17 protein-coding genes are annotated in these 21,032 nt (G+C 54.6%); 14 read left to right on the plus strand and 3 right to left on the minus strand.

The genetic code is table 11. The features are described from left to right. The first annotated feature begins 364 nt into the window (after window positions 1–364). The 14 genes from M0646_RS09310 (at window position 365) to M0646_RS09375 (ending at window position 17,278) form a co-directional block, all read left to right on the plus strand. The gene (locus tag M0646_RS09310; protein ID WP_286649570.1) at window positions 365–4,990 is read left to right on the plus strand and encodes a glutamate synthase-related protein; all 4,626 of its coding nucleotides are present in this window, start codon (window positions 365–367) and stop codon (window positions 4,988–4,990) included. 59 nt (window positions 4,991–5,049) lie between these two features. Continuing rightward, a complete protein-coding gene (locus tag M0646_RS09315) occupies window positions 5,050–8,232 on the plus strand; it encodes an ATP-binding protein (RefSeq protein ID WP_286625466.1) in 3,183 nt (1,060 codons plus the stop codon). Next, on the plus strand, window positions 8,232–8,666 hold the full coding sequence (ureE, locus tag M0646_RS09320) for an urease accessory protein UreE (RefSeq protein WP_149820225.1): 435 nt from the start codon (window positions 8,232–8,234) through the stop codon (window positions 8,664–8,666). The genes M0646_RS09315 and ureE overlap by 1 nt, the downstream gene beginning before the upstream one ends. Next, window positions 8,656–9,333, plus strand: a complete 678-nt coding sequence (locus M0646_RS09325; RefSeq protein WP_149820227.1) for an urease accessory protein UreF — start codon at window positions 8,656–8,658, stop codon at window positions 9,331–9,333. The genes ureE and M0646_RS09325 overlap by 11 nt, the downstream gene beginning before the upstream one ends. A gap of 13 nt (window positions 9,334–9,346) precedes the next feature. After that, window positions 9,347–10,522 (plus strand): molybdopterin molybdotransferase MoeA, encoded by a 1,176-nt coding sequence (locus tag M0646_RS09330; protein WP_286625468.1) that lies wholly within the window; start codon window positions 9,347–9,349, stop codon window positions 10,520–10,522. A gap of 5 nt (window positions 10,523–10,527) precedes the next feature. Beyond that, window positions 10,528–11,493 (plus strand): GTP 3',8-cyclase MoaA, encoded by a 966-nt coding sequence (gene moaA / locus M0646_RS09335; protein ID WP_190278050.1) that lies wholly within the window; start codon window positions 10,528–10,530, stop codon window positions 11,491–11,493. A gap of 4 nt (window positions 11,494–11,497) precedes the next feature. Further along, window positions 11,498–12,556 (plus strand): cyclic pyranopterin monophosphate synthase MoaC, encoded by a 1,059-nt coding sequence (gene moaC / locus M0646_RS09340; protein WP_286625471.1) that lies wholly within the window; start codon window positions 11,498–11,500, stop codon window positions 12,554–12,556. Continuing rightward, window positions 12,540–12,794, plus strand: a complete 255-nt coding sequence (locus tag M0646_RS09345; RefSeq protein WP_149820235.1) for a MoaD/ThiS family protein — start codon at window positions 12,540–12,542, stop codon at window positions 12,792–12,794. The genes moaC and M0646_RS09345 overlap by 17 nt, the downstream gene beginning before the upstream one ends. A 7-nt stretch (window positions 12,795–12,801) precedes the next feature. Next, window positions 12,802–13,248, plus strand: a complete 447-nt coding sequence (locus M0646_RS09350; RefSeq protein WP_286625473.1) for a molybdenum cofactor biosynthesis protein MoaE — start codon at window positions 12,802–12,804, stop codon at window positions 13,246–13,248. An 89-nt stretch (window positions 13,249–13,337) separates the two neighbouring features. Then, window positions 13,338–13,673: a DUF4258 domain-containing protein gene (locus M0646_RS09355; protein ID WP_286649571.1), complete on the plus strand. Its 336-nt coding sequence runs from the start codon at window positions 13,338–13,340 to the stop codon at window positions 13,671–13,673. Further along, entirely contained in the window at window positions 13,661–13,846 is a 186-nt protein-coding gene (locus M0646_RS09360; protein WP_149820239.1) for a DUF2283 domain-containing protein, read from the plus strand. The genes M0646_RS09355 and M0646_RS09360 overlap by 13 nt, the downstream gene beginning before the upstream one ends. A gap of 350 nt (window positions 13,847–14,196) precedes the next feature. Further along, the gene (locus M0646_RS09365) at window positions 14,197–15,105 is read left to right on the plus strand and encodes a LysR family transcriptional regulator (RefSeq protein WP_286649572.1); all 909 of its coding nucleotides are present in this window, start codon (window positions 14,197–14,199) and stop codon (window positions 15,103–15,105) included. Further along, complete coding sequence (locus M0646_RS09370) at window positions 15,086–16,138, plus strand: anthranilate phosphoribosyltransferase family protein (RefSeq protein WP_286649573.1); 1,053 nt, start codon at window positions 15,086–15,088, stop codon at window positions 16,136–16,138. Before M0646_RS09365 ends, M0646_RS09370 begins: the two co-directional genes overlap by 20 nt. Beyond that, window positions 16,139–17,278 carry a putative sulfate/molybdate transporter gene (locus M0646_RS09375; RefSeq protein WP_286649574.1) on the plus strand — a complete coding sequence of 380 codons (1,140 nt, stop codon included), beginning with the start codon at window positions 16,139–16,141 and terminating at the stop codon, window positions 17,276–17,278. Between the two features lie 4 nt (window positions 17,279–17,282). On the opposite strand, the gene M0646_RS09380 is transcribed toward M0646_RS09375, so the two are convergent. Genes M0646_RS09380 through M0646_RS09390 form a run of 3 tightly spaced genes read right to left on the minus strand, consistent with a single transcriptional unit; the run spans window position 17,283 to window position 21,021 of the window. Next, window positions 17,283–17,738: a nitrate reductase associated protein gene (locus M0646_RS09380; RefSeq protein WP_286649575.1), complete on the minus strand. Its 456-nt coding sequence runs from the start codon at window positions 17,736–17,738 to the stop codon at window positions 17,283–17,285. 36 nt (window positions 17,739–17,774) lie between these two features. Next, window positions 17,775–20,198, minus strand: a complete 2,424-nt coding sequence (locus M0646_RS09385; RefSeq protein ID WP_286649576.1) for a molybdopterin oxidoreductase family protein — start codon at window positions 20,196–20,198, stop codon at window positions 17,775–17,777. 7 nt (window positions 20,199–20,205) lie between these two features. Then, window positions 20,206–21,021, minus strand: a complete 816-nt coding sequence (locus M0646_RS09390) for an ABC transporter ATP-binding protein (RefSeq protein ID WP_149820251.1) — start codon at window positions 21,019–21,021, stop codon at window positions 20,206–20,208. Window positions 21,022–21,032 lie beyond the last annotated feature (11 nt).

Consider the following 21,032-nt stretch of genomic DNA (forward strand, 5'->3'; position numbering starts at 1 on the left):
AGCAATTAATCGGGAAGCCTTGTTGTTCAGTTGGAAAATTTAATGATATCACGCCAGCCTGAACGCCAACCTTAACCCCTCTCTGCTGCGGCGTTCTAGCCCTCAAGTCAGCCTCAGCGATCGCTGGTTTGCCGGCTCCTATGGCCAAACCTTAACAATCTCTTGCTTTGGCGTTTCTGGATCCAAGAGAAACCCCTATAATAGCGAGAGACCCTATACGTTGCCCCATCACCAGCACTCCCTAATCTCTATACTGTCGCCTTGGCTCCCCCGTTCGAGTCGTGGCGTTTTTCAGTCCCTAGAGCCGGTTGCTGTTGCCAAGACAACGTTTTCATCCCTCAGTCGATTGAACGCTTTCAGACCCATGCAACAATCCACCTTTTCTTCTCCCGTGCATCAAGTTGGTTACCATGGACAGCCTTGGCTTGTGGCCGAGCGAGATGCCTGTGGTGTGGGTTTTGTTGCCCATCGCAAGGGGGTAGCTAGTCATCGCATCTTGACCCAAGCCCTTGAGGGATTGACCTGCCTTGAACACCGGGGGGGCTGTAGTGCTGATCGCGACTCTGGGGATGGGGCTGGCATCATGACGGCGATTCCGTGGGAGTTGTTGCCGGAGTTTGGCATTCCCCGCCAGCGGATTGGGGTGGCGATGATCTTTTTGCCTCAGGGGGCGGCAACAGCAGCGGCCAAATCCATTGTGGAAAAAGTTCTCAGTGAAAATGAACTGCGCCTATTGGGCTGGCGACCGGTGCCCGTAAACCCCAGTGTGTTGGGGGTGCAGGCCAAACAAAATCAGCCCCAGATTGAGCAGCTTTTTGTGGCTTCGAGCAAAGCCAGTGGCGATAAACTGGAGCGGCAGCTCTATTTGACCCGCAAGCGCATTGAGCGGGCGATCGCCCAAACGAAAGCGGACTGGCGACAGGATTTTTATATTTGTTCCTTCTCGACCCGCACGATTGTCTATAAGGGCATGGTGCGATCGGTGGTGCTGGCTCAGTTTTATGACGATCTGCGCAACCCCAACTACATCACCCCCTTTGCCCTCTATCACCGCCGCTTTAGCACCAACACCATGCCTAAGTGGCCCTTGGCGCAACCGATGCGGATGCTGGGACACAACGGCGAAATCAATACCCTCTTGGGAAATATCAACTGGATGCGGGCACGAGCCGCCCAACTGAGCCATCCCTATTGGGGCGAAGCCTTTGCGGATCTCATGCCCATTGTCAATGCCGAAAATAGCGACTCCGCCAACCTCGACAATGTGCTGGAATTGCTGGTGCAATCGGGACGGCAGCCCCTGCAGGCAATGATGATGCTGATTCCCGAGGCCTATCAAAACCAGCCCGATTTGGCGGATCACCCCGAGGTGGTGGACTTTTACGAATACTACAGTGGCCTTCAAGAGGCTTGGGATGGTCCTGCATTGGTCGCCTTTGCCGATGGCAAAATTGTTGGCGCCACTCTCGATCGCAATGGCCTACGCCCCGCCCGCTACACCCTCACCAATGATGATCTTGTGATTGTCTCTTCTGAGGCGGGTAGCATTCAAATTGATGAAGCAACGGTGATTGAAAAGGGCCGCCTTGGCCCCGGGCAGATGATTGCCGTTGACTTGGAACACCAAGAACTCCTCACCAACTGGGAAATCAAACAGCGGGTGGCACAGCAGCAACCCTACGGCGAATGGCTGAAAACCTATCGCCAAGAACTTGCCCCTCAACCCTATGGCGAAACCCCCACCCTCGAAAGCCAAACCTGCCTACAACAGCAAATGGCCTTTGGCTTCAGCGCCGAAGATGTGGAAATGATCATTGAGGCCATGGCCAAGGATGGCAAGGAACCCACCTTCTGCATGGGGGATGACATTCCCTTGGCGGTGCTGTCGCAACAACCCCACCTACTCTACGACTACTTCAAGCAGCGCTTTGCTCAAGTCACCAATCCCGCCATTGATCCCCTGCGGGAAAAACTGGTCATGTCGCTGGTGACTCGCCTTGGCAAGCGGGGGAACTTGCTCAGCGAAAGCCCAGCAGATGCCCGCCTGCTGCAACTCAGTTCCCCCCTCATCAACGAAGCGGAACTAGAGGAGATTCTCAGAGCACCCTTTGGTACGACTCGCCTTTCAACGCAGTTTGCGATCGCCCAAGGGCCTGCGGGGCTTGAGGCCGCTGTGAATCGGCTCTGTGAACAGGCTGCTGCCGCCGTCAAAGGAGGCGCCGAAATTCTTGTGCTCAGCGATCGCCACAACCTTGCTGGCGAACCCCATCTTTTGGATGCCGACACGTCCTATATCCCACCCCTATTGGCGGTGGGGGCAGTGCACCACCATTTGATTGCCCAAGGCATTCGCCGTCGCGTCTCCCTTGTCGTGGAAACAGCCCAATGCTGGAGTACCCATCACTTTGCCTGCCTGATTGGCTATGGCGCGGGGGCAGTGTGTCCCTACCTGACTTGGGAAACGATTCGCCAGTGGTGGCATAGCGATCGCACCCAAAGCCTGATGGCCAAGGGCAAGCTGCCCCAACTGACGCTGCAACAGGTGCAGGCCAACTACCGCAAAGCCGTAGAAGAGGGGCTCCTGAAAATCCTCTCCAAAATGGGGATTTCTCTGATTGCTAGCTATCGCGGTGCCCAAATTTTTGAGGCCATTGGCATTGGCGATGACCTGCTCAACAAGGCCTTTATTGGTACTACTTCCCGCGTGGGCGGCCTGACGCTACGGGATCTGGCTCAAGAAACCATTGCTTTTCACCAGAAGGCCTTCCCCGAACTCACAACCAAAAAACTGGAAAACTTTGGCTTTATCCAGTTCCGTCCGGGGGGCGAGTACCATATGAATAATCCGGAGATGGCCAAGGCCCTCCACAGGGCGGTGAGCCGCAACAGTTATGACCACTACGAGGTCTATCGCCGCCAATTGCGGCAGCGGGTCCCCACAGCCTTGCGGGATCTGCTGGACTTCCAGAGCGATCGTCCCAGTATTCCCCTCGAAGAGGTTGAACCCGCCAGTGAAATTGTCAAGCGCTTCTGCACTGGTGGCATGTCCTTGGGTGCCCTCTCGCGGGAAGCCCATGAGGTGCTGGCGATCGCCATGAACCGCCTTGGTGCCAAATCCAACTCTGGCGAGGGGGGCGAAGATCCGATTCGCTTCCAAGTACTGACGGATGTGGATGCTGAGGGGCACTCGCCCCAATTTCCCCATCTGCGGGGCTTGCGCAACGGCGACACCGCCAGCTCAGCGATTAAACAGGTGGCCTCCGGCCGCTTTGGTGTTACTCCTGAGTACTTAATCAATGCCCAGCAAATTGAAATCAAGATTGCCCAGGGCGCGAAACCGGGGGAAGGCGGTCAACTGCCAGGCACGAAAGTCAGCCCCTACATTGCTATGCTGCGGCGATCGAAGCCGGGCGTGTCCTTAATTTCGCCGCCGCCCCACCACGACATTTACTCCATTGAGGATTTGGCGCAACTGATTTTTGACCTGCACCAGATCAATCCTCAAGCGCAAGTCTCCGTGAAACTAGTGGCCGAAATTGGTATTGGTACGATTGCTGCTGGGGTGGCAAAAGCCAACGCCGACGTGATTCAAATTTCCGGTCACGATGGTGGCACCGGTGCTTCGCCCCTGAGTTCGATTAAGCATGCCGGCAGTCCGTGGGAATTGGGGCTGACGGAGGTGCACCGCGTTCTTTTGGAAAATCAACTGCGCGATCGCGTGATTCTGCGGGTGGATGGTGGCCTCAAGTGTGGCTGGGATGTGGTTATGGGGGCCCTGATGGGTGCCGAGGAATTTGGCTTTGGCTCGGTGGCAATGATTGCCGAGGGCTGTATCATGGCGCGGATTTGCCACACCAATAACTGTCCCGTGGGCGTGGCCACCCAAAAAGAGGAACTGCGTAAGCGTTTCCCCGGCATCCCTGAGCATGTGGTGAACTTCTTCCTCTTTATTGCCGAAGAGGTGCGCTCCATTCTGGCTAAACTGGGCTACCGCACCCTCAATGAGATCATTGGTCGCGCTGATCTGCTGGTGCCTCGTCAAGATGTCACCCTGACGAAAACTGCACCCCTGAATCTAGACTGTTTGACGAAGCTGCCCGACACCCGTAGCGATCGCCAGTGGTTGCAGCACGAAACAGTGCACAGTAACGGTGCCGTTCTCGATGATGAAATTTTGGCACGCCCAGAGGTGCAAGCCGCCATTGAGAAGCAGCAAACCGTTGAATTAGAGCTGCCCATTGTCAACACCGATCGCACTGTCGGGGCACGCATTGCCGGTGCCATTGCCAAAAAGTATGGCAACACAGGTTTTGAAGGTCAGATTACCCTCCACTTCCGCGGCAGTGCGGGTCAGAGCTTTGGCGCCTTCAACCTGCCGGGGATGATCCTCAATCTGACAGGCGAAGCCAATGACTATGTCGGCAAAGGCATGCACGGCGGTGAAATCATTATCAAGCCCCCGGCCAATGCCCCCTACGCGGCTGCGGACAACGTGATTATTGGCAATACCTGTCTCTATGGCGCCACGGGTGGATTCCTCTTTGCCAATGGCCGTGCCGGTGAGCGATTTGCTGTTCGCAACTCCAAAGCCTCTGCCGTTGTCGAGGGCACAGGGGATCACTGCTGCGAATACATGACCGGTGGGGTGGTCGTGGTCTTGGGAACTACGGGTCGCAATGTGGGTGCCGGTATGACCGGTGGCTTGGCCTACATCTTGGATGAAGCCGGCAACTTCCCCGCCAAGGTCAACCCCGAAATTGTCAAACTCCAGCGGGTCACCTCTGCCATTGGTGCCGCCCAACTCAAACAACTGATTACTGCCCACCACGAGCGCACGGGGAGTGCCAAGGCCGCAATGATTCTGGAGCAGTGGGAGCACTATTTACCCCTCTTCTGGCAGGTGGTGCCGCCTTCGGAAGCCAATACCCCGGAAGTGGTGGGTGAAGTGGCCACTGACAGCGACAGCAAAGTGCTCAGTCCCCTTTCCTAGAGGATTGGTCTTTTTAGGCAGCCTAAAATTGAGGGGAAGGCCTACGGAGGGCGATCGCCATGCTCAGCAAGCTATCCTTTCGCCATAAGCTCTTGCTGGGGACGCTCCTGCCGATTGTTGTCATCTACACCGGCCTTTTCCTCTACATTCGGGCGCGCCTGATTGGCCGCAGTACTGCCGATTATGAAAAGTGGCAGGGAACGCTGGTGTCCCTCTACGCCGATCAATTTAACGACTCACTGGCGCAGGTGGCGCAACTGGCAACCACCACTGCCTATGCCCTAGAAACCTTCCCCAAGGTCGATGAACAGCAGCTGTATGCATTTTTGCGCCGCAATGTCACTGTCAATCCCTTGGTCTATGGATCGGCGATTGCCTTTACTCCCTATAGCTTTTCTCCCCGCAAGCGCCTCTTTTGCCCCTATATTTATCGGCAGGAGGGCACATGGCGGCAAAAGGATACGGGAACAATTTACGACTACACCCAACCCCAATGGAACTGGTACACAGAGCCAATTCAAAGCGGTCAGCCCCGCTGGAGTGATCCCTATTTTGATCGGGGGGCGGGGGATAGTTGGATGGTGACCTATTCGGTGCCCTTTCGCCGCCAAGGTCAAATTCAGGGCGTCGCCACGGTGGATGTCGCTCTAGAAAGCCTGCAGCAGACCATGAACATTCAAGCCCTCCAAGAAGGCCAGTTCTTTGTCTTGGATCGCAAGGGACGGATTATCTTTCATAACGATGTCCAGTTCATTGGTCAATCTATTTTTTACATTGCCAAGGAAAACAACCACGGCGATCTTGCCGCCCTAGGCAGAGCAATGGTGGCGGGTCAAAGGGGACAGCAATGGGTCACTGATTGGCTTTCCCAAGAGCGCCAGTGGGTCTTTTATGCGCCGATTCCCGAGGCACGCTGGAGTCTGGCCATTCGTATCAATGAAGACACACTGCTTGACTTTATTCATGAAGAAACGTGGGCGGGTCTGTGGATTTTGGGGATGTCCTTTGGCTTGATTAGTTTGCTGACTTGGGGAGTGACAGGCTACATCGTCCGCCCCCTGAAGCGGCTGAATGCTGCAGCCCACAAAATTGCAGTGGGTGATCTAGACATTGCCGCTGAGGTGGACACCGCAACTCAGGATGAGTTGGGCAACCTCGGTCGCACCTTTGTGGATATGGCAGGGCAGTTACAGGAAAGTTTTAGTGAACTCCACCGCTTTAATCAACGCCTCGAAGAAGAAGTGACTCACCGGACGGCTGCCCTTGAGGCGGCCAATCAACAACTGACCGAAAAAGAACGGGTACTTCATGACCACAATGTGGCTCTGGTGCAGCTGAGCCAATCTCCCCATGTACAACAGGGACACTTCCGTATGGCGTTGCAGGAGATTATCCAAGTAACCGCGACAACACTGCGCGTCCAGCGGGCTTCAGCGTGGGAACTCCAGGGCGATCGCCTAAAATGTGTTGTCCAGTACGACCCTGCTGCCAACAACCCTACTCAATCCACCTACCTCACCCAGCCCCCCTATCCAGAGTACTTGAAGCTGCTGCGCACCGGTGAACCCCTTGTGGTCAATGATTTACTCACGGATCCGCGCACCCATGAACTGCGGGAGTATGCCAAGATGCAAAGGGTGTATTCTCGGATTGATGCGCCGATCATCTTCAATGGTCAATTATTGGGGGTGATCTGTGTTGAGAGTATTGGCGAGCATCGGGTTTGGCTGGTGGAGGAACGCAGTTTTGTCTCCAATGTGGCGGATATTGTCACAATCGCCCTTGCAGCCCATCAACGTCATCAAGCGGAGCGAGAGTTGCTCAAGGCCAAGGAAGCTGCAGAAGCTGCTAACAAAGCCAAGAGTATTTTCCTTGCCAATATGAGCCATGAACTGCGCACCCCCCTCAATGCCATTTTGGGCTTTAGTCAAATTTTGCTCAGCGATCGCACCCTTGCACCGCAGCATCGGCAAACCCTTGAAAAGATCAACCGCAGTGGTGAACACCTTTTGGGTTTGATTAACGATGTGCTGGATATGGCCAAAATTGAAGCTGGGCGTATCACGCTTCAGGAAACCACCTTTGATCTGCGGCGGATGCTGCAAACCCTCGAAGAAATGCTCAAGGTGCGAGCTGAAGCTAAAGGGTTGCGTCTGGTCTTTGATTTGCCCGCCAATCTGCCGGTGGCGGTAACCACTGATGAAATGAAGCTGCGCCAAGTGCTGGTCAACCTCTTGGGCAATGGCATTAAATTCACCAAAGAGGGGGGCGTCTCCCTCAAGGTCAGCTATAAAGCCCAAGAACCCCCGCGACTCGCCTTTGAAGTTAGTGATACAGGCATTGGCATGACCCCGGCAGAGTTGAAAATGCTCTTCCAGCCCTTTGTCCAAACCGATAGCAGTAAAAAAGTCAGTGAAGGCACTGGGCTGGGGTTGGCCATTAGTCGCCAGTTTGTGCAATTGATGGGGGGTGATATTCAGGTGCGCAGCACCAAGGGGCAGGGAAGTCACTTTTACTTTGAGATCAACATTGGCCTTGGCGATCCCCAAGCACTAGAGGAGGAAAGGGCACAAACCGTTGTTGGCCTGCGATCGCCCACCTCAGCAGTGCGCATTCTGGTGGTGGATGATCTGCCCGAAAATCGGCAATTATTGACCCAGCTCCTAGAACCTGTCGGCTTTCAGTGTCGAGAAGCTGGCAATGGTCAAGAGGCGGTGGAGATCTGGCGAGAATGGCAGCCCCATGCCATTCTCATGGATATTCGCATGCCCGTGATGGATGGTAAAACGGCAACGCGACAGATCAAGAAAGAAGTGGGCGATCGCCTGCGGCGCGGCGAAGCCGTCTGCGCCCCGAAAATTCTTGCGGTGACCGCCAGTAGCTTTGAGCAGGACAAACAGGAACTGCTGACTCTCGGTTGTGATGACTACATTGCCAAGCCCTTCCGTCCGCAAACGATTTTTGAACGACTCGCCGCCCAGTTAAATCTAGAGTATGCCTACGAGGATGCTCTGCCCCCCGCAAGCGCTCCCCGTCCTCAGGTGCTGGATCCAGCCGCCCTAATGGTGATGCCCCGCCCTTGGATTGCTGAACTCCAAGAAGCGGCCAAAAAGCTCAATGCCAAGCGCATTCGCGAACTGATTGCTGAAATCCCACCCGAAGAAGCCGCCTTGATTGCAGGCCTTCAACAACTGGTGAAAACATTCCGCTTTGATAAAATTGTCGAGTTGACGCTGGTTTGATGTTCACGCTGACGCAACTTTGCCCTACAACATTGGAAAATGCCCGTCAGTTGCACCTCTTATTGACCGCAGAGGAACGCTGTCGCAGTCGTCTCCATTGCCACAGTGATGAGGGGGAATCTCTCTATCTGAAGTTGCCGCGCGGGATTACGTTACAGCCGGGCGATCGCCTTCAGGACGAGGACGGCACAGTAGTCGTCACGGTTCACGCCAAACCCGAACCCACGCTAAAGGTGATGGCTACCACTCCCCTTGACCTTCTACAGGCCGCCTACCACCTTGGGAATCGCCACGTCCCCTTGGAAATTCACACCGATTATCTCCGCTTGAGGGCAGATTCCGTGTTGCAAACCATGCTGGAACAGCGGGGCTTAATAGTAACGTTTGAAGTCGCGCCCTTTTGTCCCGAACGCGGTGCGTACCATGCTCACTGAGTCAGCGCTGTTAACCTTGTTGCAGCGGGTGAGTCCCGCTTTGCCCATTGGCGGCTTTAACTACTCCGAGGGCTTGGAGACCCTGATTGCCCAAGACAAGATCACCTCAGCAGCCGCCGTACAGGACTGGCTCACCTTTGAACTGACTTTTGGCAGTGCTCACTTGGCAACAGCAGTGATGGGGCGGGTCTATGGGGCGATCGCCAAGGGTGATTTTGACGCCGTTCACCAGTGGAATGCGTGGCTCTCGGCTGCCCGCGAAAGCGCCGAACTGCGTGCCCAAAATTGGCAAATGGGAACAGCATTGATCAACCTCGTCGCTGCCCTCGATCGCCTACCGCCAGAACTTCAGACTGGTCAGCCCTACCCTTGGAATGTCAGTGTTGCCTTTTGCATTGCCGCTGCCCTTGCCGACATTCCCCTAGAAACCGCACTTCTAGCCTATTTCCATAGTTGGGTCACTACTCTGATCAATGCAGCGGTGAAACTGATTCCCCTTGGTCAGACGGCGGGTCAAGTGCTTCTGCGCCAACTTCAACCCCAGATTCAGCAAACCGTGCAGCAGAGCTTAAATGTGACTGACAATGATTTAGAAAGCTGTACCTTGGGCTTAGCCCTCGCCAGTATGCAGCACAAAACGCTCTACTGCCGTCTATTTCGCAGTTAATCCTGTCTAGAAAATGATTTCCGTCGAAACAGCCGTTGACCTGATTCAGCAGCATTTGCCCGATTGGGGCACAGAGACCATCTCTTTGACTGAGCCTCAGTACAGCCGACTAGCGGGAGCCATTACTAGCGATCGCCCCTACCCACCCATTGACCGCATCATGATGGATGGTATTGCCCTGCGGTGGGCCGCCTATGGATCTGGTCAGCGTGCCTTCCCGATTCTGGGGGTTGTCCCTGCTGGTGAGGTACCCCCCACGTTGACGGATCCACAGGCCTGCTTGGAAGTGATGACTGGTGCCGCGTTGCCCCAGGGCTGCGATCTGGTCATTCCCTACGAGGCTCTGGAAATTCGTGACGGCATTGCCCATATCCGCCACGCCCAACTGTGGTCGCCCTATCAATTTGTCCACCGCTGTGGCAGTGATGCGCCGGCGGGTCAACAGGTGCTGGCGGCAGGTACCCCTCTACACAGTCCGGCTTGGGGCATTCTTGCCGCTGTGGGGCAGAGCGAAGTTTGTGTCCAGCGCACCCCCCGCACTCAAATTGTTGCCACCGGCAATGAACTGATTCCGCCAGACCACGTACCTCAACCCCATCAACTGCGCCTCTCCAATGCCTACGCCCTAATGGCTGCCCTCAAGCGCCAATGGTACAACCACGTCAGTATCACCCATTTACCCGATGATCCGCTGCAACTGGCAACCCACTATTGCCAAGCGAGCCAAGCGTACGATCTCCTGATTTATTGCGGCGGCGTTTCCAAGGGCAAGTTTGACTATTTACCGCAACTGTGGCGCGATCATGGCGTGCAGCAATATATCCACGGTGTCGCTCAGCGCCCTGGAAAACCCCTCTGGTTTGGGGTGGATCACATGCAGCAAACGGCAGTCTTTGGCTTGCCGGGGAACCCCGTCTCCAGTTTGGTGTGTTTACACCGCTATATTTTGGACATGCCACGCCTCTATGCCCGCTTGGCCACTCCCTTCTCTTTTGAGCAGCCCTTAACCTACTTTTTACCCGTTAAACTAGAAACCACAAAAACTGCTGAACTGATTGCCCACCCCCGTCCGATGCAAAACTCTGGTGATTTTTTGGCCTTGGCTGACAGTGATGGCTTCTTGGAGCTACCTGCCTCGCAAGGGATATTTGCTGCTGGGGAGTGCTATCGCTATTTTCCGTGGAGTTAGGGCGGATGGTTGTCACCACAGCTATCCCTAGCCAACGTTTGCTGGATAACCAAGGGCGACACATTCGCAAGTTGCGCCTGTCGGTTACCGATCGCTGTAATTTGCGCTGTACTTACTGTATGCCCGTGGATGCCGCCTTTATGCCCCCCCAGACCTATTTAAGCCCCACAGAGTATGCCACGATTGTGGCTGAACTGGTGGCACTGGGGATTGAGTCGGTGCGCCTAACGGGGGGTGAACCGCTCCTGCGAGCCGAGTTTGCTGAGATTGTCGCAGCCTTGGTGGCAGTGGGGGTACCAGAGCTAAGCTTAACCACGAATGGGATTCGCTTGGTGCCCTTTTTGCCCCTCTTGGAACAATATGGGGTACGGCGTTTGAATATCAGTCTGGATAGCCTAGACCCCGAAACCTTTGCCGCCATTAGTCATGGCCACCACTTGGAAACGGTGAAGGCGGCGGTGGCCACTGCGGTTCACCAAGGGTTTCAGGTGAAGCTGAACATGGTGGTTATGGCGGGTGTCAATGATCACGAACTGGTGCCAATGGTGGAGTACGCCAAGGGGTTGGGGATTGAGGTGCGCTTTTTGGAGCTGATGCGCATTGGCTATGCTTGCCACTTGGGGGGCGATCGCTTTGTTAGTGCTGCCACGATGATTGAGCGCTTGCGTCAGCATTATGATCTGCGACCTGTGCCACGTCCTTTGGATTCCACTTCGTTTAACTTTGAGACGGCCTGTGGCGGGCAGATTGGTTTTATCGCTTCAGAATCCCAACCCTTTTGTGGCCACTGCTCCCGTTGGCGCTTGTCTGCGGATGGTGTCCTGCGAGCGTGCCTGTTTAAGGAGGCGGGGGTGTCCCTACGGGGCTTAAGTCAAAGGGAACGGTATGCCGCCTATGAGCAAGTGTTGGGCATGAAACCCAGCTTGCGCGGAGCAGAAGTTCACCATGCGATGCACCAGATTGGAGGCTAGGAGGATGCTCTCCCACATCAATGAGAACCAACAACCCCAGATGGTGGATATTAGCGAGAAGGCCGTGAGCGATCGCCGAGCGGTGGCAGAAGCCCTGATTGAATTGCCACCGGTCTTTCAGGCCTATGTGCAAGGGGGAGATCTCTTTCTCACGAAAGGGCCTGTGGTGCAAACGGCGATTATTGCTGGCACAATGGCGGTAAAACGCACCGCTGAAGTCATTCCCTTTTGCCATTCGCTGCCGATTACCAGTTGTCGCTTTGAGACGGATATCGAGTCACTTGAGAGTGGCCTTAGAATTCGCCTGCGCTGTGAGGTCAAAACCCGCGATCGCACCGGCGTGGAAATGGAAAGCCTGCATGGGGTGGCGATCGCAGCCCTCACAATCTACGACATGGCCAAAGCCCTCAGCCCCCATATTGTGATTCGCGAGGTGCGCCTGCTGGCGAAAAGTGGTGGCAAGAAAACCCTCGGCCAATATCCCCTCTACGGCCTTGTGCTCACTGGCGGCCAGAGTCAGCGCATGGGTCAGGCCAAAGCCCTGCTAGACTACTACGGCGAACCCCATGCCCAGTACCTCTACAATTTGTTGGCTCAATCCTGCGAACAAGTCTTTCTCTCAGCGCAACCCAATCAATGGCAGGGGACTCCCCTTGCCGATTTGCCAACACTTGCCGATACCCTGCCTCAGATTGGCCCCATTGCCGGCATCCTAACAGCTTTACGTGCCTATCCCCACGTGAACTGGTTAGTGGTGGCCTGTGACTTGCCCTATTTGACCACAGAAACCCTTGCGCCCCTGTTGCACCATTACCGCGAAGATGTGGTGGCCACCTGCTATCACCATCCCCAAGAGGGTTTCCCAGAGCCATTGTGTGCCATTTATACCCCCCAAGCTCTGCCGGTATTTGAGGCCGCCTATGCAGAAGGGATCTACTGCCCTGTGAAAATTCTCCAGCGATCGCCCTGCCAGCGGATTGCCCCACCCCAGCCAACCATTACTGCCAATATCAACACCCCTGAAGACTATCTTGAAGCCCTCCACCATGTCCGACGCCCCTAAAACAATTTACCTACGCTACTTTGCCCAGTTGCGGGAGCAAAGCCAACGGGAACAGGAGGAGCGAGTGACCACCGCCCAAACCTATGGCGACCTATACCAAGAGCTAAAGACCCAGTACGGGTTTACCCTTGATCTCACCCATGTTAAGGTGGCGGCTAATGATACGTTTGTAACACTGGATCAACCCCTACGAGCAGGAGATAAGGTCGTCTTTATTCCCCCTGTTGCCGGGGGTTAACTAAGCGATGGTGATCAAGCAATTTTCCCTAACCAATACTCCCCTAGAGCCAGCTCAGTTGTGGCAGCCCCTTGCCAACTTGCGGGCCGGTGCCTTTGTTAGCTTTGAGGGTTGGGTGCGCAATCACAACCACGGCAAGATCGTCACTGCCCTAGAATACGAGGTCTATCCCGCCTTGGCTCTTAAAGAAGGAGAACAGATCCTAGCAGAAGCCATTGGGAAATTTGACTTGCTGGGGGCGATCGCCAGCCATCGCTATGGAACGCTAACTCTTGGCGAGATTGCTGTGTGGGTAGGGGTGACGGCGCCTCATCGCCAACAAGCCTTTGCTGGTGCGGCCTACATCATTGATGAAATTAAACACCGCCTACCCATTTGGAAAAAGGAATACTATCTAGATGAACCAGCCAGTTGGGTGTACTGTCGTGAGCATCACCATAACAGTCCGTTTTAGGACGTAAGATGATGTCTATGGTGGCGATCGCCAACCCTTGAGTGTGGGCACGGATTTTTCAATGAGTATGGCGATCGGAACAGCAATTGATGGAAAATGATGCGATCGCTAATGCTGAAATTTTGTTTGAAGTGACTAGTCCGCTCGGCTTTTTCGTTCGCACAACGGCTGAGTATTGGCAGTTTATTGTCACAATCAAACATCCAGTCATGGGCGACCGTCTAGCCGATGTCCAAAACACCTTAAGCGACCCAAATGAAATTCGTCTGAGCAAAGCTGATGCTCAGGTTTACTTGTTTTATCGTGATGATGGTGCGAAGCGTTGGGTCTGTACTGTAGCGAAGCGCTTAAATGGAGAAGGGTTTCTAATCACAGCCTATCGAACTAGTGTAATTAAAGAAGGAGAACTACTATGGCAGAAGTAAAAGTATTTTATGACCGCACAGGTAACACCTTGGTCGTTTGGTTTGGTAACCCTCAAGATGAGGTGATTTTGATGAAGGATCAGCAGGGGCAAGTGATTGGGTTTGAAACACTTAACTTTTTACCGCCTTCCAGTGGTCCTGTCCGCATCACCTTCGAAACCATAGCCCCCTAAGTTCATAGTTTTTGCTTTAGTAAGTCTATAGATAACAATTAAAATTATCAATAGTAACCTTTTTGCGTTTGCTGTTTACCTTGATTATGCCTCAGCAATCTACCTACGGATCCCACAACTCCCACCTCTCAAAGGCGCACAGAAGAAACAGAATGGGTATGGGAGGGCAAGTATGACCAATCAGTTTACCTAATTCAGCGCTGGAACCAAGAGGGTATGCTGTAGGACATTTTCAAGAAACTGTATCAATCAACACCCTTTACTATCCGAAAGTTGCATAAGATTAAGAGCCACAAGAGCCACAATTGCATCAATAGAAATAGACGCAGAGGGAGAACACAGCAAGTATTATGCGACTTGATCAGTTGCAATCTTTTTTAGCAGTTGCTGAAACGGGGAGTTTTCAAGCGGCAGCGCGGCGGTGTGGGGTGACGCAACCCACAATTAGTCGGCAAATTCAAGCTCTAGAAGAAAGTTTGGGAATGCAACTTGTGCACCGCTCGAATCGCGCCAAGTTAACTGTGGCGGGGGACTTGTTTTTGCGCCGTGCCCATCGCATCTGGCAAGAGTGGCAGGCCGCCAATGCGGAACTCAAAGCCATGCAAAATGGCCAGCAGCAGGAACTCTGCATTGCCGCTATTCACTCCATTTGCCGCTACTTTTTGCCCATGCTGTTACCGACGTTTTGCCAAGCATTTCCCCAAATGCAGTTGCGGGTGACTGCCCTAGGGAGCGATCGCGCCCTCAAAGTCTTGCAGGATAGCTTAGTAGATCTAGCGATTGTCATGGGCGATCGCCACCTCTTAAAACAGTCGGAATGGGTGATTGAACCGCTGTACAGTGAGCCTGTGCAAGTGCTAATGGCGGCTGAACATCCCCTCGCTGTTAATGAGACCTTGACATGGCAAGAACTAGCTCGCTTTCCCCATGTGGTATTTAAGGATGGCTATAGCATGCGCCGCTTGGTGGCTGAAGAATTTAGCCGTCGGGGTTTACCTTGGCAACCCGCTCTTGAACTCAACACCCCTGATGCGTTTATTGCTGTGATCCGCGAAAGTGAGATGGTTGCCTTGCTGCCGCGCTCTGCCCTCAAGGAAGCGCTCCACGATCCTGCCCTAGTGATTCGTGATTTATCCACGCCACTGCCCCTGCGTCAGGTGTTGGCCATTACCACCCACGATCGCCTGACCTTACCCCCCGTTGCCCAATTGCTCACATTGATCCGCCAGCAGGCTGCCCATGAGTCTTCTCTTTCGTGATCTGCTCAAAAAAGTCGGCAGTGGTGCCCACACCCATAAAGACCTGAGCCGCGCCGAGGCAGCCTTGGCGTTGCAACTCATGCTGGAGCAGGTGGCAACCCCTGCCCAAATTGGGGCGTTTTTGATTGCTCATCGGATTAAGCGACCCACCTCGGAAGAGATGGCGGGTATGCTCGATACCTACAACGAGCTAGGGCCGAAAATTCCAGCGGTTGAGACCAGTTGCCCCGTGATGATCCTCAGTCAGCCCTACGATGGTCGCGATCGCACGTTTCCCCTGAGTCCTTTAACAGCATTGGTTTTGGCGGCTGCTGGGATTCCAGTACTTCAACACGGGGGCGATCGCATACCCACCAAAGAAGGCATTCCCCTCATTGAGCTGTGGCGATGTTTGGGGGTGGACTGGTCAACCCTAACCCTAGAGCAAATTGCCCACTGCCTAGAGCAAACGGGTTTAGGTTTTGTCTATCTCCCGCGTCATTTTCCAGCAGCCCAAGGGCTAGTCCCCTACCGGCAGCAAATTGGTAAACGTCCCCCCATTGCCACATTGGAATTAATCTGGAATCCTTACCAAGGGCGCAGTCACCTCGTAGCAGGGTTTGTTCATCCGCCGACGGAAGGGATCATGCGCGATGCCCTCTATCTCCACGGTGTTCATGAATTTACTACCGTCAAAGGTCTTGAAGGCAGTTGTGATTTGCCCCGCGATCGCACCGCCATTATCGGCCTTGCCCGTGATCAAGACCCTCCTTGGCAACGCCTGCGTCTCCATCCCCAAGAGTATGGTATGGCCAGCAGTAATGTGCCTTGGTCAGAGGAGACAACGACCGCTACAAAAATGATGGCTGCTGTTTTAGCCGCAGAGGAGCAACCCCTCACCACCTCTGTGATCTGGAATAGTGGATTTTACCTGTGGCAGGGGGGCAAAGCCGATAGTCTCAATTCCGGACTCGCACTCAGCAGCGAACTCCTCCGTAGTGGTCGGGTGGCTCAACACCTACAGAAATTGCAAAACATGTTGGAGAAGATATAGGTGTTGCGGGAGCGACTGCGCTTTAATTGGCAAGAACTCAGTGGCAGTTTTGGTGATTTGGGTACGGACTTGCCCCTGTTGGTGGGCATGATCACTGCTGCCCAGTTGGATAGTGCTAACGTCTTCACTTTGTTTGGCGTAGCGCAAATTCTCACGGGGGTATTCTATGGCCTTCCCATGCCGATGCAGCCCCTAAAGGCAATGGCTGTAATTGTGATCACGGAAAAACTCACTGGATCTATCCTTTGGGCCGGGGGACTGATGGTAGGAGCAATGATGTTGGTGTTAACCTCCACCGGAATCCTGACCCGACTGGCTCGCTGGATTCCCCAGCCCGTGGTGCGGGGCTGTCAATTGGGACTGGGACTGTCTCTAGCCGCCGTTGCCCTCAAGACCTACTTGCCCGCGGGTGACCTCTTTGGTTATCTGTTGGGTGTTATGGGCTTTTTGATCTTGCTCCTTTTACCCAAGGAACGGGGAGTTCCCGCAGGGTTACTGGTGGTATTGCTGGGGGTGGGTGTAGCGATTAGCCGTGTTCTGGCTGAGCCCGAATTGCAGTTAACCATTGCTTGGCAGCTTCCCTACCTGCGGCCTTTAGATCCTCAGGCCTTGATTCCCGGACTCGTGCTATTGGCACTGCCGCAGTTACCCCTATCGATCGCCAATGCAGTGATTGCAACCCAGCAAACTGCCCACGATCTCTTTCCCGATCGCCCCCTCTCGATTCGCCAAATTGGCCTCACGTATAGCCTCACCAACTTGATCCTGCCCTTCTTTGGTGGCGTCCCCCTCTGCCATGGCTGTAGCGGTTTGGCAGGACACTATGCCCTTGGTGCCCGCACAGGTGGGGCGGTGGTGATCTATGGCAGTCTCTACCTTCTCTTGGGTCTCTTTTTTGGCTCCAGTGTGGATAAGCTGCTGGAAATTTTTCCCCTCTCGATTTTGGGGGTCATTCTTTTGTTTGAAGCGTGGGTACTCATGGGCTTTATTAAAGATCAAGCCGCCATGCCCGCAAATTGGATGATTACCCTCTTAGTGGGGGCGATCGCCCTCAGTGTGCCCCAAGGCTTCTTAGTGGGCACCCTCGTTGGTACAACTCTGTACTACCTCAGCAGAAAAATGCCACTACAACTCTCCTAGCCCTCTAGGCCAGACCAAATTCCTGCAATGCTGGCCAAAAATTGCGATTCTCGTGGCCGGGCTGGCTGAGCTTCACAAGGGCAAAGCGTTGGAGGGGGGTCAGGGCTGACCATTTTTCCACCGTCAAGCTGTGGTGAGGTACCTTGGTCAGTTGTTGCTGCACTGTCTCTGGCAGTTCAGTGGTGATGTCCCAAGGGTAGGGTTGGGGAATCTCTATATCACTCGGTGGGGTTCCATGGGTGTGGGTCACCCAATCCCGCAGTTGCTGACGATAGTCTGCCTGAGCTTCGGGGGTGTCGCAGGGAGTCACCACGAGCCATTGTCGCTGTTCTTGGGAAAGTTGATGCCAGTGGAGCAGCTTCAGCTTGACCCCACATAAATCTAGTTTATAGCGAACAATCATTGGAATACAGCGTAACGAAGCCGTGAATTCGGCCTCAAACTCAAAGAAGTGGGACATCAATAGCCATAACCCTCCACAGGGAATCAGATTCTATCATTGCTTGAGGGCAGTGCCGCTTTCCTGCATGGTGGGGGTATGGGGCGTCTGCCGCAACTTCAGGGGCAGCACCTGCACCGCACAGGCTTTGAGTTCTGGCTGCTTTGAGACCGGACAGGCAATGGGATGGGTCAGTTGGTTTGCCTCACCGCTATCAGCAAAGAGAAAGCCCCAGTGCATGGGTACAAAGAGAGTGCCCGGACGAATGGCCTTGGTGAGGATGACCGGCAGGCACACTTGACCGCGGCGCGATCGCACCTCCACCCAATCTCCGTCTTTGAGATGTAAGTTTGCGGCATCGTCGGGGTGCATTTCCACAAAGGGATCGGGGTGCATTTTTTGAATTTTGGCAATGCGACCGGTACGGGTTTGCGTGTGCCAGTGGCCGTAGAGACGACCCGTTGTCAGGGTAAAGCTATAGATGTGATCGGTGGGTTCAGCCACCCCTTGACTATGAGCAAGGCAAAAATATGCCCGTTGATTGGGGGTGTGAAATCGCCAGTCAGTATAGAGGCGTTTGGGTTTGCGGGCTTCTTCATCATCCATACCGGCAGGACAGGGCCACTGCAAGGCGCCTAAATGGGCAAGGCGTTCGTGGCTCAGACCCGATTGATCGCAGGGGCGACCGGCAGTGAGTTGGACAAATTCAGCATAGACGGCAGCGGCATCGACAAATGGGAAGAGATGCCCATATCCCAAGCGGCGCCCCACCTCAGCAAAAATTTCCCAATCAGGGCGAGCCAGACCGGGGGGCGATCGAAAGGCGGGGGCAAGGGTGACGCGGCGTTCAGAGTTGGTCATCACACCTGTTTTCTCACTCCATTGCGCCGCCGGCAAAATCAGATGGGCATAGGCTGCTGTTTCAGTGGGAAAGTAGGCATCTTGGTAGACCGTAAAGGGGGATTGCAGAAAGGCGGCTTTAGCACGTTCTAAATGGGGAAAGCTAACCGCAGGATTGGTGGCCGCAATCCACAGCAGACCCACTTCTCCCTGTTCTAGACCTTCGACAATTTGCCATGCCGTGCGACCGGGGCGATCGCTTATTTGCCCTCGCGGCAGTCCCCAAAAGTCCTCTACCTCTTGGCGATGCTGTGGATTCGTCACTTGGCGATAGCCGGGCAACAGATGGCTCAAGCCGCCGGCTTCGCGCCCCCCCATGGCGTTGGGTTGCCCCGTCAGCGAAAAAGGACCACTCCCTGGGCGGCCAATTTGCCCCGTCAACAGGTGGAGATTGATGAGACAACGAGCTTTGGCCGTCCCTTCAGCAGACTGGTTAATGCCCATTGACCAGAGGGAGAGTACCGCTTGGGCATGCCCCCAATAGCGAGCCGCCTGTTCTAGATCACTTTGAGCAATGCCACAGCGTTTCGCTACCCAGTCTGGGGTGTAGGCCGCCAGCAGCTTTACATACTCGGCAAAGCCTTGGGTACACTCCTCTATAAACTCAGCATCGATCTGTCCCCATTGCAGTAGCAAATGGCCAATGCCGTGGAGCAGATCAATATCCGTGCCGGGGCGGATGGCAAGGTGCAGATCCGCCACTTCCGCTGTCGGGGTGCGCCGCGGATCGACCACAATCAGCTTGACGCGGCGATCGCGCTTGTGGTGGTTGCGCAGACGATTAAAGACAATGGGATGGCATTCGGCAGTATTAGTACCCATGAGGAACGCACAATCGGTGGCCTCCAAATCGTCGTAGCAGCAGGGGGGGCCATCAGCACCGAAGCTGGCCATGTAGGCCGACACTGCCGAGGACATACATAGCCGCGAGTTGGCATCAAAGTTGTTCGTACCCAAACAGCCCTTGATCAGCTTTTGCGCCACATAGTAGTCCTCGGTTTGAAATTGACCGGAACCGTACATACAAATGGCATCGGCGCCCCGCTCACGGCGCACCCATTGGATGCGTTCCACAAGGCGGGTCATGGCCTCGTCCCACGAAATGACCGTAAAGGGCTGATCCAAACACTCCCGCCACAGGGGGTAGACCAAGCGATCGCGATCAAGGGCTTCTAGAATAGTTGCCCCCTTGACACAGACCATACCTTGGGAGGAGGGATGCTGGCGATCGCCCCGAATTTTATAGGCTCCCTTGCCTTGAGGGACTGCTTCTAAGCCACAGCCCACCCCACAGTAGGGACACAGCGAGGACACTGGCTCACTTGGTTCAGGCACAGCACGCCCTTTTTCCTCAACCCGCAGGAATTCACAGGAACAGCACCTGACCCCTTGCTCCGAGCAAATGATCAGATCCGCTGTAGCATCGCCATAGAAAAAAAGCTCTTGCCTCGGAAACACCACCTGTTGCCAAGTGGGCTGATTTGACAAATAAATCTGCTGAACGCTCTCGCTGGTATTGCGGTAGTAGCAGAGGTAACGACTGGACTGAACGGCTAACGAGCCAACCCGTGGGGTACTCATACGCTACTTAGTGCCCAAACCGCGTGTACAGAAAGTCAACCACTTGGTTGCGGAGATCGTAGTACTGCGGATCCTCAAGGAGTTGCGATCGCTGCCGTGGCCGCGGAAAAGGAATCTTCACAATATCGCCAATGCGGGCGGCAGGGCCATTGGTCATCATCACCACCCGATCCGCGAGGTACAGCGCCTCATCAATGTCGTGGGTAATCATCAGTACCGTCAGTCGGTGCCTGCGCCAAATCTTTAAGAGTTCATCCTGTAACTCCTCCTTCGTGATGGCATCGAGGGCACCAAAGGGTTCATCTAAAATCAACACTTCAGGGCGAATGGCGAGGGCGCGGGCGATCGCCACCCGTTGTTTCATTCCCCCCGACAGTTGAGCAGGGCGTTTGTGGGCAGCCGCTGTTAGCCCCACCAGTTCCAAGTGCTCCTCGACAATTTGGCGCCGGCGTTGGCGAGTTTTCTGGGGATAGACGGACTTCACTGCTAGCTCAATATTTTGATAGGCCGTCAACCAAGGCAGCAGCGCGTAGTTTTGAAACACCATCATGCGATCCGGCCCCGGACGGCGCACGGGCACGCCATTGAGAGTAATTTCCCCTCGTGTTGGTGCTGTAAAACCCGCAACCATATTCAAGAGTGTGGTTTTGCCGCAGCCGGAATGGCCAATGAAACAGACAAATTCGCCGCTGCTCACCTCAAGGTGAATATCCTCAAGTACCACATGGTCGCCATTAGCCGTAGGGTAGGCTTTGCTCACCCCATCAATGCGTAGATGCTGGGTGGCCGTTAAATGGGGATCAAGACGATAGAGGGTTTCCATAGACTTCTCTC

Origin of the sequence: Thermosynechococcus sp. B3, assembly GCF_030323045.1 — a bacterium.
Classification (GTDB): domain Bacteria; phylum Cyanobacteriota; class Cyanobacteriia; order Thermosynechococcales; family Thermosynechococcaceae; genus Thermosynechococcus.

What these genes read in the sequence shown, in the direction of transcription:
- M0646_RS09390 (WP_149820251.1), bottom strand. Translation starts at nt 21,021, where the DNA reads ATGGAAACCCTCTATCGTCTTGATCCCCATTTAACGGCCACCCAGCAT.
- M0646_RS09350 (WP_286625473.1), top strand. Translation starts at nt 12,802, where the DNA reads ATGGTGATCAAGCAATTTTCCCTAACCAATACTCCCCTAGAGCCAGCT.
- M0646_RS09310 (WP_286649570.1), top strand. Translation starts at nt 365, where the DNA reads ATGCAACAATCCACCTTTTCTTCTCCCGTGCATCAAGTTGGTTACCAT.
- moaA (WP_190278050.1), top strand. Translation starts at nt 10,528, where the DNA reads ATGGTTGTCACCACAGCTATCCCTAGCCAACGTTTGCTGGATAACCAA.
- M0646_RS09345 (WP_149820235.1), top strand. Translation starts at nt 12,540, where the DNA reads ATGTCCGACGCCCCTAAAACAATTTACCTACGCTACTTTGCCCAGTTG.
- M0646_RS09380 (WP_286649575.1), bottom strand. Translation starts at nt 17,738, where the DNA reads ATGTCCCACTTCTTTGAGTTTGAGGCCGAATTCACGGCTTCGTTACGC.
- M0646_RS09385 (WP_286649576.1), bottom strand. Translation starts at nt 20,198, where the DNA reads ATGAGTACCCCACGGGTTGGCTCGTTAGCCGTTCAGTCCAGTCGTTAC.
- M0646_RS09355 (WP_286649571.1), top strand. Translation starts at nt 13,338, where the DNA reads ATGGAAAATGATGCGATCGCTAATGCTGAAATTTTGTTTGAAGTGACT.
- ureE (WP_149820225.1), top strand. Translation starts at nt 8,232, where the DNA reads ATGTTCACGCTGACGCAACTTTGCCCTACAACATTGGAAAATGCCCGT.
- M0646_RS09325 (WP_149820227.1), top strand. Translation starts at nt 8,656, where the DNA reads ATGCTCACTGAGTCAGCGCTGTTAACCTTGTTGCAGCGGGTGAGTCCC.
- M0646_RS09365 (WP_286649572.1), top strand. Translation starts at nt 14,197, where the DNA reads ATGCGACTTGATCAGTTGCAATCTTTTTTAGCAGTTGCTGAAACGGGG.
- M0646_RS09370 (WP_286649573.1), top strand. Translation starts at nt 15,086, where the DNA reads ATGAGTCTTCTCTTTCGTGATCTGCTCAAAAAAGTCGGCAGTGGTGCC.
- M0646_RS09330 (WP_286625468.1), top strand. Translation starts at nt 9,347, where the DNA reads ATGATTTCCGTCGAAACAGCCGTTGACCTGATTCAGCAGCATTTGCCC.
- moaC (WP_286625471.1), top strand. Translation starts at nt 11,498, where the DNA reads ATGCTCTCCCACATCAATGAGAACCAACAACCCCAGATGGTGGATATT.
- M0646_RS09360 (WP_149820239.1), top strand. Translation starts at nt 13,661, where the DNA reads ATGGCAGAAGTAAAAGTATTTTATGACCGCACAGGTAACACCTTGGTC.
- M0646_RS09315 (WP_286625466.1), top strand. Translation starts at nt 5,050, where the DNA reads ATGCTCAGCAAGCTATCCTTTCGCCATAAGCTCTTGCTGGGGACGCTC.